The organism is Kitasatospora sp. NPDC056181, from assembly GCF_042266225.1.
Taxonomy (GTDB): domain Bacteria; phylum Actinomycetota; class Actinomycetes; order Streptomycetales; family Streptomycetaceae; genus Kitasatospora.
The window spans coordinates 1-12886 of the sequence record NZ_JBHJUK010000195.1; the positions used below are offsets into that span (position 1 = coordinate 1).

1 protein-coding gene is annotated in these 12886 nt (G+C 71.1%); it reads left to right on the forward strand.

Annotated elements, in window-relative coordinates; translation table 11 throughout:
* Positions 1-12886 (forward strand): amino acid adenylation domain-containing protein (locus ACFC1F_RS39380; protein WP_376166022.1); only part of this gene is annotated, 12886 nt, incomplete at both ends.

Here is a 12886-nt window from a genome sequence, read left to right on the forward strand (position 1 = left end):
GCCCTCACCGCCGAGCGCTTCGTCGCCTGCCCCTTCGGCGCCCCCGGCGAGCGGATGTACCGCACCGGCGACCTCGTACGCTGGCAGCAGGACGGGAACCTGGAGTTCCTCGGACGCACCGACGACCAGGTCAAGATCCGCGGCTTCCGCATCGAACTCGGCGAGATCGAAGCGGTCATCACCCGCCACCACGCCGTCGCCCACGCCACCGCGATCGTCCGCGAGGACACCCCCGGCGACAGGCGCATCGTCGCCTACGCCATCCCCGCACCCGGCCAGGAGAACAACACCGAACTGCCCCCGGTGCTCAGGGCGTTCGCCGCCGAGCACCTGCCCGAGTACATGGTCCCCACAGCGGTCGTCGTCCTCGACGCCCTCCCGCTGACCGTCAACGGCAAGCTCGACCGGCGCGCACTCCCCGCCCCCGACTACACGGCCTCCTCCACCGGCCGTGGCCCGTCGACGGTGGAGGAGGAGGTCCTCTGTGCGGTCTTCGCCGATGTGCTGGGTCTGGAGCAGGTCGGTGTCGACGACAACTTCTTCGAGCTGGGCGGGCATTCGCTTCTGGCGGTGACGCTGGTGGAGCGGCTGCGGTCCCGTGGTGTGCCGATCGACGTGAAGACGCTCTTCCTGTCGCCGACGGTGGCGAAGTTGGCCGAGCAGGCCGCGCACCGGGGTGAGGTGGAGGTGCCGGCGACGAGCATCCCGGCGGGTGCCACGCGCCTCACGCCGGAGATGCTGCCCCTGGCCGGGCTGAGTGAGGACGAGCTCGCGCAGATCGCCGCGGTGGTTCCGGGCGGGGTGGCCAACGTGGCGGACGTCTACCCGCTCGCGCCCCTTCAGGAAGGCATCTTCTTCCACTATCTGATGCGTGAGCCCGGGGACCAGGACGCCTACGCTTCGACGACGGTGCTGGGTTTCGGGTCGGTGCAGCGGGCCGAGGCGTTCGTCGGGGCGTTGCAGAGCGTCGTGGACCGGCATGACGTGCTGCGGACGGCGATCGTCTGGGAGGGGCTGCGGGAGCCGGTCCAGGTCGTCGCCCGCCGGGCCGAACTGCCGGTGGATCGCCTCGTTCTCGACCTCGCCGACGGTGCCGATGACGCGGTGGAGCAGCTGTTGCGCGCGTGCGGCCGGTCCATGGCCATCGGCTGCGCCCCCCTGATGCGTGCCCACCTCGCGGAGGACCGCGCCAACCGGCGCTGGCTCCTCGCACTCCAGACCCACCACCTCGTTCTGGACCACGAAACCCTCGGAATCGTTTCGGGAGAGGTCGCGGCGTTCCTGGCGGGTCGTGGGGAGGGTCTGCCGGCGCCGGTGCCGTTCAGGGAGTTCGTTGCGCAGGCGCGGTTGCGGGCGCCCGAGGAGGAGCACGAGCGGTACTTCGCCCAGTTGTTGGGTGATGTCACGGAGCCCACGGCGCCGTTCGGTGTGCTGGACGTCCTGGGGGACGGTGCCGATGCCCGTGAGGCGCGGTTGCCCGTGGACGGGGTGCTCGCGGCGAGGCTGCGTGAGCAGGCCCGGCGGCTCGGTGTGAGTCCGGCGACGTTGTTCCACGTGGTGTGGGCGCGGGTGGTGGCCGCCGCGTCCGGGCAGGACGACGTGGTCTTCGGCACGGTGCTGTTCGGCCGGATGAACGGCGGTGCGGGGGCGGACCGGAGTCTGGGCCTGTTCATCAACACCCTGCCGGCCCGGGCCCGTACGGCGGCCGTGAGCGTGACCGACGCGGTCCGCGGGATGCAGGAGCAGCTCGCCGGGCTGCTGGCCCACGAGCACGCCTCCCTCGCGCTGGCCCAGCGCGCCAGCGGGATCGGCCCGCGCACCCCGCTGTTCACCTCCGTCTTCAACTACCGGCACGCCGGGACCACGACGCAGACCGCCAGCGGGATCGAGGGCGTCGACGTCGTCCACGCCGAGGAGCGCACGAACTACCCCCTGCTCGCGTCCGTCGACGCCGACGACACGGGGTTCTCGATCACCTGCCAGGCATCCGCGCCGATCGACGCGGACGCGGTCTGCGCGATGGTCCACGCCGCCGCCGAGGCCGTGGTCGACGCCCTCGAACACCACCCCCTCCAGCCCCTGAGCCAGATCCCCGTCCTCGCCGCCGGGGAGCGCGAGCGCGTCCTCGTGGAGTGGAACGACACCGCCCGCCCGATCGCCGGGGCGACGCTGCCGGAGCTGTTCCGTGCGCAGGCCGAGCGGACGCCGGACGCCGTCGCCCTGGTCTTCGAGGGCACCCGTTTGACCTACGCCGAGCTCGACGCCCGGGCCAACCAGCTCGCCCACCTGCTCACCGAGCAGGGCGTCGGCCCGGAGTCGCGCGTGGCCGTGTTCATGCAGCGCTCGACCGAACTGGTCGTCGCCCTGCTCGGCATCCTCAAGGCCGGCGCCGCCTTCGTCCCCGTCGACCCGCAGTACCCCGCCGAGCGCATCGCGCAGATGCTCCGAGACGCCGGACCGCAGTGCGTACTCACCCACGCCCCCACCGGCCCTCTCCTCCCCGGGACGCAGGGCCTCCCCCGCCTCGTCCTGGACGACCCCGGCACGCAGGCGCTGCTGGCGGACCGGCCCGGGCACGCCCCGCAATCCGGCCTGCTGCCCGGCCACCCGGCCTACGTCATCTACACCTCCGGCTCCACCGGGACCCCCAAGGGCGTGGCGGTCGCGCACCGCAGCATCGTCAACAAGCTCGTGTGGCGGCAGGCCGAGTACGCGCTCGACGCCTCGGACCGGGTGCTCCAGAAGACGCCGTACGGCTTCGACGTCTCGGTCTGGGAGTTCTTCTGGCCGCTGACCTGCGGCGCCACCCTCGTCGTCGCCAAGCCGGACGGGCACCGCGACCCCGCCTACCTCGCCGAGCTGATCAACACCGAAGGCGTCACCGTCACGCACTTCATCCCCTCCATGCTCCAGGCGTTCCTCCAGGAACCCGCCGCCGCGACCTGCACCGGCCTGACGACCGTGTTCTGCAGCGGGGAAGCCCTCCCGACACAGCTGTGCGAGCAGTTCGACGCTCTGCTGGGCGTCCCGCTGCACAACCTCTACGGCCCCACCGAGGCCGCGGTGGAGGTGACCTCGTGGCAGTACACCGCCCAGTCCGGCCCCGCCGTGCCCATGGGGCGGCCCATCTGGAACACCCGTGTCTACGTCCTGGACGCCTCCCTGCAGCCGGTGGCGCCGGGTGTGGCCGGTGAGCTCTACCTCGCCGGCGTCCAGCTCGCCCGCGGCTACCTCAACCGACCCGGTCTGACGGCGGAGCGGTTCGTCGCCTGCCCGTTCGGCGAACCCGGCGAGCGGATGTACCGCACCGGCGACCTCGTGCGCTGGCGGGCGGACGGCAACCTGGAGTTCCTCAGGCGCGCGGACGACCAGGTCAAGATCCGCGGCTTCCGCATCGAACTCGGCGAGATCGAGGCGGTGATCACCGGCCACCACGCCGTGGCGCACGCCACCGCCATCGTCCGCGAGGACACCCCCGGCGACAAGCGCATCGTCGCCTACGTCATCCCCGCACCCGGCCACGACGGGCAGGAACTGCCCGCGACACTAAGGGCGTTCAGCGCCGAGCACCTGCCCGAGTACATGGTCCCTGCAGCGGTCGTCGTCCTCGACACCCTGCCGCTGACCGTCAACGGCAAGCTCGACCGGCGCGCGTTGCCGGTGCCGGAGTTCGGCGTCGTCTCCGTCGGCTGCGGCCCCTCCACCCTCGAAGAAGAGCTGCTCTGCGCGGCCTTCGCCGACGTACTGGGCCTGGAGCAGATCGGCGTCGACGACAGCTTCTTCGACCTCGGCGGGCACTCCCTCCTCGCCACCCGCCTCGTCGCCCGGATCCGCACGGTACTGGGCGTCGAGCTCGGCATCCGCACCCTCTTCGAGGCACCGACCGTCGCCGCCCTCGCACACGCCCTGGCCGACGCCGGCACCTCCCGGCCAGTCCTCACCGCAGTCACGCGGCCCGAGCAGCTACCGCTCTCGTTCGCACAGCAGCGCCTCTGGTTCCTCGGCCAGCTCGAAGGCGCAAGCTCGACCTACAACATCTCGGCGGTCCTGCGTCTGGAGGGCGACCTCGACCAGAGCGCGTTCGAGGCCGCGCTGCGGGACGTGCTGGAGCGCCACGAGGTGCTCCGCACCGTGTTCCCGACCGTCGACGGGCAGCCGCACCAGCACATCCTCCAGACCAGTGACCTCGACGACGTCCTGACCGTCACCCCCACCGACCCCACCGACCCTGCCACCCTTCAGGCCGCAGTCGCCGAGGCCGCCGGGTACGCCTTCGACCTGTCGCAGCAAGTGCCGTTCCGGGCATGGCTGTTCCCATCCGGCGAGCGCGAGCACCTCCTCGTCCTGCTCGTCCACCACATCGCCGGCGACGGCTGGTCCATGGCCCCCCTCGCGCGCGACCTGTCGACGGCGTATGCCGCGCGGTGCGCGGGTGGGGCGCCGGCCTGGCAGCCCCTGCCGGTGCAGTACGCCGACTACACGTTGTGGCAGCGCGACCTCCTCGGCGACGCCGGGGACGCCGACAGCGCACTGTCCGGGCAACTCGCCTACTGGCGTTCCGTGTTGGACGGCTCGCCCCAGGAGCTGGCCCTGCCGTTCGACCGGACGCGTCCGGCGGTGGCCACCCACCGGGGCGGCAGCATCGACTTTGCCATCCCGGCCGAACTGCACACCCGGATCGCCGACATCGCCCGCACCGAGGGCGTCACCGTCTTCATGGTCCTCCAGGCCGCACTCGCCGTCCTCCTCTCCCGCCTCGGCGCCGGAGACGACCTCCCCATCGGCACCCCCGTCGCCGGCCGCACCGACCAAGCCCTCGACGACCTCGTCGGGTTCTTCGTCAACACGCTGGTCCTGCGGACGGACGTGTCGGGGAGCCCGTCGTTCGGCGAGGTCCTGCGGCGCGTGCGCGAGCGGGCACTGGACGCCTTCGCCCACCAGGACGTGCCCTTCGAGCGCCTCGTCGAGGAGCTCGCCCCCGCCCGCTCCATGGCTCGCCACCCCCTCTTCCAGGTGTTGCTGGCCCTGCAGAACAACACCGACCCGGTCCTCGAACTCCCGGGCCTGCGGGCGAGCGTGCTGCCCGGCCCGCAGCCCCCGGCCAAGTTCGACCTCGCCCTCACTCTCCACGAGGCCTTCGACGACCGCACCCACCCCCAGGGCATCAGCGGCCAACTCGGCTACGCCACCGACCTGTTCGACCACGACACCGTCGAGGCGATCGCGGAGCGGTTCGTGCGGGTGCTGGAGGCGGTCACCGCCCGCCCGGCCGACCCCGTCGACCGGGTACAGGTCCTGTCCGCCGGGGAGCGTGAGCGCGTCCTGGTGGAGTGGAACGACACCACCCGCGCGTTGGCCGGGGCGACGCTGCCGGAGCTGCTGAGCGCGCAGGCCGAGCGGACCCCGGACGCCGTCGCGCTGGTCTGCGGCGACACCCGGCTCACCTATGCCGAGCTCGACGCCCGGGCGAACCGGCTCGCCCACCTGCTCACCGAGCAGGGCGTCGGCCCGGAGTCCCGCGTGGCCGTGTTCATGGGACGTTCGGCGGAGTTGATCGTCGCGCTGCTGGCCGTGTTGAAGGCGGGTGCGGCGTATGTGCCGGTCGATCCGCGGGCGCCGTTGGCCCGGATGCGGGCGGTTCTGGGTGAGGCCGGCGCGTGTCTGCTGCTGACCGACGCCTCGACCGCGGGCCACGATCTGGTCCTGGAGGGTGTGGCGGCCGATCCGGCGCGTGTCCTCCAACTGCCGGCACGCGTGGACCATCTGCCGTCGACCGTGCCGGCGGTGAGTGTCACTCCTGAGCATGTCGCGTACGTGATGTACACCTCGGGGTCGACGGGGACGCCGAAGGGCATCGCCACCACCCACCGGGGTGTTGCCGACCTGGCGCGGGACCGTGCCTGGCACACCCCGCAGCCGCAGCGGGTGCTGTTCCACGCCCCGCACGCCTTCGACGCCTCGACCTACGAGATCTGGGTGCCGCTGCTGTCCGGCGGGCAGATGGTCGTCGCGCCCGACACCGACATCGACGCCGCCGTCCTGCGGGACCTGATCACCCGCCACGCGCTGACCCACGTCCACGTGACCGCCGGCCTCTTCCGCGCGGTCGGCGAGGTCGAGCCCGAGGTCTTCGCCGGGGTGCGGGAGGTTCTGACCGGCGGCGACGTGGTCTCCGCGGCGTCCGTGCGCCGCGTCATGGAGTCCTGTCCGGGCATCACCGTGCGCCACCTCTACGGCCCGACCGAGATCACCCTCTGCGCGACCCAGACCGCGCTGACCGACCCCGACGCCATCGGTGCCGCGCCCCCCATCGGCCGGCCGATGGACAACACCCGCGTCTACGTCCTCGACGCCTCCCTCCAGCCCGTCGCCCCCGGGGTCGCCGGCGAGCTCTACATCACCGGCACCGGCCTGGCCCGCGGCTACCTCGACCGCCCCGCCCTCACCGCCGAACGCTTCGTCGCCTGCCCCTTCGGCGAACCCGGCGAGCGGATGTACCGCACCGGCGACCTCGTACGCTGGCAGCAGGACGGGAACCTGGAGTTCCTCGCACGCGCCGACGACCAGGTCAAGATCCGCGGCTTCCGCATCGAACTCGGCGAGATCGAAACGGTCATCGCCGCCCACCACGCCGTCGCCCAGGCCACCGCCATCGTCCGCGAGGACACCCCCGGCGACAAGCGCATCGTCGCCTACGTCATCCCCGCCCCCGGCCACGACGGGCAGGAACTCCCCGCGGCACTGCGGGCGTTCACCGCCGAGCACCTGCCCGAGTACATGGTCCCCGCAGCGGTCGTCCTCCTCGACACCCTGCCGCTGACCGTCAACGCCAAGCTCGACCGGCGCGCACTCCCCGCCCCCGACTACACGGCCGTCTCCACCGGCCGCGGCCCCTCCACGGTCGAGGAGGAGCTCCTCTGTACCGTCTTCGCCGACATCCTCGGTGTCGAACACGTCGGTGTCGACGACAACTTCTTCGACCTCGGCGGACACTCCCTCCTCGCCACCCGCCTCGTCGCCCGGATCCGCACGGTACTGGGCGTCGAGCTCGGAATCCGCACCCTCTTCGAGGCACCGACCGTCGCCGCCCTCGCACACGCCCTGGCCGACGCCGCCACCTCCCGGCCCGCCCTCACCGCAGCCACCATCCGACCCGAGCAACTGCCGCTCTCGTTCGCGCAACAGCGCCTCTGGTTCCTCGGCCAGCTCGAAGGCACAAGCTCGACCTACAACATCCCCGCCGTCCTGCGCCTGCAGGGCGACCTCGAGCACAACGCGCTTGAGGACGCGCTGCGGGACGTGCTGGAACGCCACGAGGTGCTCCGCACCGTGTTCCCGACCGTCGACGGACAGCCGCACCAGCACATCCTCCAGACCAGTGACCTCGGCGACGTCCTGACCGTCACCCCCACCGACCCCGCCAACCTGCACGCCGCTGTCGCCGAGGCCGCCGGCCACGCCTTCGACCTCTCGCAGCAAGTGCCCTTCCGGGCATGCCTGTTCCCCTCCGGCGAGCGCGAGCACCTCCTCGTCCTGCTCGTCCACCACATCGCCGGCGACGGCTGGTCCATGGCCCCCCTCGCGCGCGACCTGTCGACGGCGTATGCCGCGCGGTGCGCGGGTGGGGCGCCGGCCTGGCAGCCCCTGCCGGTGCAGTACGCCGACTACACGTTGTGGCAGCGCGACCTCCTCGGCGACGCCGGGGACGCCGACAGCGCACTGTCCGGGCAACTCGCCTACTGGCGTTCCGTGTTGGACGGCTCGCCCCAGGAGCTTGCCCTGCCCTTCGACCGGACGCGTCCGGCGGTGGCCACCCACCGGGGCGGCAGCATCGACCTCGCCGTCCCGGCCGAACTGCACGCCCGGATCGCCGACATCGCCCGCACCGAAGGCGTCACCGTCTTCATGGTCCTCCAGGCCGCACTCGCCGTCCTCCTCTCCCGCCTCGGCGCCGGAGACGACCTGCCCATCGGCACCCCCGTCGCCGGCCGCACCGACCAAGCCCTCGACGACCTCGTCGGGTTCTTCGTCAACACCCTCGTCCTGCGCACCGACGTCTCCGGCAACCCCACCTTCGCCGACGTCCTGAACCGTGTCCGCGAGCGGGCGCTGGACGCCTACGCCCACCAGGACGTGCCCTTCGAGCGCCTCGTCGAAGAACTCGCCCCCGCACGCTCCATGGCCCGCCACCCCCTCTTCCAGGTCATGCTCGCCCTCCAGAACAACACCGACCCTGATCTCGACCTGCCCGGCCTCAACACCACCGTCGCCCCCGGCCCGCAACCGCCGGAGAAGTTCGACCTCTCCCTGACCCTGCAGGAGACCTTCGACGACGCTGCCCGCCCGCACGGGGTGCGCGGTCAACTCGGCTACGCGATCGACCTGTTCGACCACGAGACTGCCGAGGCTATCGCCGAACGCTTCGTCCGGGTCCTCGACGCGGTCACCACCCACCCCTCCCACCCCGTCGGCCAGGTCCAGATCCTCTCGGCCAAAGAACGCGAACGCGTCCTCGTCGAGTGGAATGACACTGCCCGCGCGTTGGCGGGGGTGACGTTGCCGGAGCTGTTCCGTGCGCAGGTGGAGCGGACGCCGGACGCCATCGCGTTGGTCTCCGGGGACAGCCGGATCACGTATGCCGAGCTCGATACCCGTGCCAACCGGCTTGCCCATCTGCTGGTGGAGCGGGGTGTGGGTGCGGAGTCGCGGGTGGCGGTGTTCATGGAGCGTTCGGCGGAGTTGATCGTCGCGTTGCTGGCGGTGTTGAAGGCGGGTGCGGCGTATGTGCCGGTTGATCCGCGGGCGCCGTTGGCCCGGATGCGGGCGGTCCTGGGTGAGGCCGGCGCGTGTCTGCTGCTGACCGATGCGTCGACCGCGGGCCACGATCTGGTCCTGGAGGGTGTGGCGGCCGATCCGGCGCGTGTCCTCCAACTGCCAGCACGTGTGGACCATTTGCCGTCGACGGTGCCGGCGGTGAGTGTCACTCCTGAGCATGTCGCGTACGTGATGTACACGTCGGGGTCGACGGGGACGCCGAAGGGCATCGCCACCACCCACCGGGGTGTTGCCGACCTGGCGCGGGACCGTGCCTGGCACAGCGAGGGGCCGCGGCGGATTCCGTTCCAGGCTTCGCATGCGTTCGACGGTTCGACGTACGAGCTCTGGGTGCCGCTGTTGTCGGGTGGTGAGATCGTGGTTGTGGCGCCGGGGGTTGATCTGGATGCGGCGACGTTGCGGGAGTTGGTGGAGCGTTATGCGCTCACTCATCTCCATATGACTGCGGGTCTGTTCCGTGCGATTGCGGAGGTGGAGCCGGCGGCGTTCGCGGGTGCCCGTCATGTCCTCACCGGTGGTGATGTGGTGTCGGCGACGTCGATCCGGCGGGTGCTGGAGGTGTGTCCGGATCTGACGGTGATCAACAGTTACGGTCCGACGGAGATCACGCTGTGTGCGACGCAGACGGCGTTGACGGATCCGGATGCGATCGATGTGGCGCCGCCGATCGGGCGGCCGATGGACAACACGCGGGTGTATGTCCTGGACGCCTCGCTTCAGCCGGTGGTGCCGGGTGTGGCGGGTGAGCTCTACATTGCGGGTAGCGGTCTGGCGCGTGGTTACCTCGACCGGCCGGGTCTGACGGCGGAGCGGTTCGTCGCGTGTCCGTTCGGCGCTCCGGGTGAGCGGATGTACCGGACCGGGGACCTGGTGCGGTGGCAGGCGGACGGGAACCTGGAGTTCATCGGGCGTACCGACGACCAGGTGAAGATCCGTGGTTTCCGGATCGAGCTGGGTGAGGTGGAGTCGGTCGTCGCCGCGCACCGGGGTGTGGCCCGGGCGGCGGTGATCGTTCGCGAGGACAGTCCCGGGGACAAGCGGCTCGTCGCCTATGCCGTTCCCGCTCCCGGTCAGGACGGTGGGGAACTGCCGTCGGCGCTGCGGGCGTTCGCTGCCGAGCAGCTGCCCGAGTACATGGTCCCGGCAGCGGTCGTCGTCCTCGACGCCCTGCCGCTGACCGTCAATGCCAAGCTCGACCGGCGCGCACTTCCTGCTCCCGACTACACGGCCGTCTCCACCGGCCGTGGCCCGTCGACGGTGGAGGAGGAGGTCCTCTGTGCGGTTTTCGCCGATGTGCTGGGTCTGGAGCAGGTCGGTGTCGACGACAATTTCTTCGAGTTGGGTGGGCATTCGCTTCTGGCGGTGACGTTGGTGGAGCGGCTGCGGTCCCGTGGTGTGCCGATCGACGTGAAGACGCTCTTCTTGTCGCCGACGGTGGCGAAGCTGGCCGAGCAGGCCGCGCACCGGGGTGAGGTGGAGGTGCCGGCGACGAACATCCCGGCGGGTGCCACGCGTCTTACGCCGGAGATGCTGCCCCTGGCAGGGTTGAGTGAGGACGAGCTCGCGCAGATCGCCGCGGTGGTCCCCGGCGGGGTGGCCAACGTGGCGGACGTCTACCCGCTCGCGCCTCTCCAGGAAGGCATCTTCTTCCACTATCTGATGCGTGAGCCTGGGGACCAGGACGCCTACGCTTCGACGACGGTGCTGGGTTTCGGGTCGGTGGAGCGGGCCGAGGCGTTCGTCGGGGCGTTGCAGAGCGTCGTGGACCGGCATGACGTGCTGCGGACGGCGATCGTCTGGGAGGGGCTGCGGGAGCCGGTACAGGTCGTCGCCCGCCGGGCCGAACTGCCGGTGGAGCGCCTCGTTCTCGACCTCGCCGACGGTGCCGATGACGCGGTGGAGCAGCTGTTGCGCGCCTGCGGCCGGTCCATGGCCATCGACCGGGCACCCCTGTTGCGTGCCTACCTCGCGGAGGACCGCGCCAACCGACGCTGGATCCTGGCACTTCAGACCCATCACCTCGCGATGGATCACCAGACGCTGGATGTGCTCTCCGAAGAGGTCACTGCCTTTCTTGCCGGTCGTGGGGAGGGTCTGCCGGCGCCGGTGCCGTTCAGGGAGTTCGTTGCGCAGGCGCGGTTGCGGGTGCCAGAGGAGGAGCACGAGCGGTACTTCGCGGGGTTGTTGGGTGATGTCACGGAGCCCACGGCGCCGTTCGGTGTGCTGGACGTCCTGGGGGACGGTGCCGATGCCCGTGAGGCGCGGTTGCCCGTGGACGGGGGGCTCGCGGCGAGGCTGCGTGAGCAGGCCCGGCGGCTCGGTGTGAGTCCGGCGACGTTGTTCCACGTGGTGTGGGCGCGGGTGGTGGCCGCCGCGTCCGGGCAGGACGACGTGGTCTTCGGCACGGTGCTGTTCGGCCGGATGAACGGTGGTGCGGGGGCGGACCGGAGTCTGGGGCTGTTCATCAACACCCTGCCGGCCCGGGCCCGTACGGCGGCCGTGAGCGTGACCGACGCGGTCCGCGGGATGCAGGAGCAGCTCGCGGGGCTGCTGGCCCATGAGCACGCCTCCCTCGCGCTGGCCCAGCGCGCCAGCGGGATCAGCCCGCGCACCCCGCTGTTCACCTCCGTCTTCAACTACCGGCACAGCGGCCAGGCCGCCAGGCGCACACAGGACGAGCCGGCGAACGACGAGCGGACGAACGACGAGCCCGCGAACGGCGAGTCGACGAACGGCGAGTCCCTGGGCATGGAACTGCTCCACGCCCAGGAGCACAACAACTACCCCCTGATCGCCTCCGTCGACGAGTGGGGCACGGGCTTCTCCATCATGTGCCAGGCGTCCGTGCCGATCGACGCGGACGCGGTCTGCGCGATGGTCCACGCCGCCGCCGAGGCCGTGGTCGACGCCCTCGAACACCACCCCCTCCAGCCCCTGAGCCAGATCCCCGTCCTGTCCGCCGGGGAGCGTGAGCGCGTCCTGGTGGAGTGGAACGACACCGCCCGCGCGTTGGCGGGGGTGACGTTGCCGGAGCTGTTCCGTGCGCAGGTGGAGCGGACGCCGGACGCGGTCGCGCTGGTCTCCGGGGACTCCCGTCTGACGTATGCCGAGCTCGATGCCCGTGCCAACCGGCTCGCCCATCTGCTGGTGGAGCGGGGTGTGGGTGCGGAGTCGCGGGTGGCGGTGTTCATGGAGCGTTCGGCGGAGTTGATCGTCGCGCTGCTGGCGGTGTTGAAGGCGGGTGCGGCGTATGTGCCGGTCGATCCGCGGGCGCCGTTGGCCCGGATGCGGGCGGTTCTGGGTGAGGCCGGCGCGTGTCTGCTGCTGACCGATGCGTCGACCGCCGGCCATGATCTGGTCCTGGAGGGTGTGGCGGCTGATCCGGCGCGTGTCCTCCAACTGCCGGCACGTGTGGACCATTTGCCGTCGACGGTGCCGGCGGTGAGTGTCACTCCTGAGCATGTCGCGTACGTGATGTACACGTCGGGGTCGACGGGGACGCCGAAGGGCATTGCGACCACGCACCGGGGTGTTGCCGATCTGGCGCGGGATCGTTGTTGGTTCAGTGAGGGGCCGCGGCGGATTCCGTTCCAGGCTTCGCATGCGTTCGACGGTTCGACGTACGAGCTCTGGGTGCCGCTGTTGTCGGGTGGTGAGATCGTGGTTGTGGCGCCGGGGGTTGATCTGGATGCGGCGACGTTGCGGGAGTTGGTGGGGCGCTATGCGCTCACTCATCTCCACATGACTGCGGGTCTGTTCCGTGCGATTGCGGAGGTGGAGCCGGCGGCGTTCGCGGGTGCGCGTCATGTCCTCACGGGTGGTGATGTGGTGTCGGCGTCGTCGATCCGGCGGGTGCTGGAGGTGTGTCCGGATCTGACGGTGATCAACAGTTACGGTCCGACGGAGATCACGCTGTGTGCGACGCAGACGGCGTTGACGGATCCGGATGCGATCGGTGTGGCGCCGCCGATCGGGCGGCCGATGGACAACACGCGGGTGTATGTCCTGGACGCCTCGCTTCAGCCGGTGGTGCCGGGTGTGGCGGGTGAGC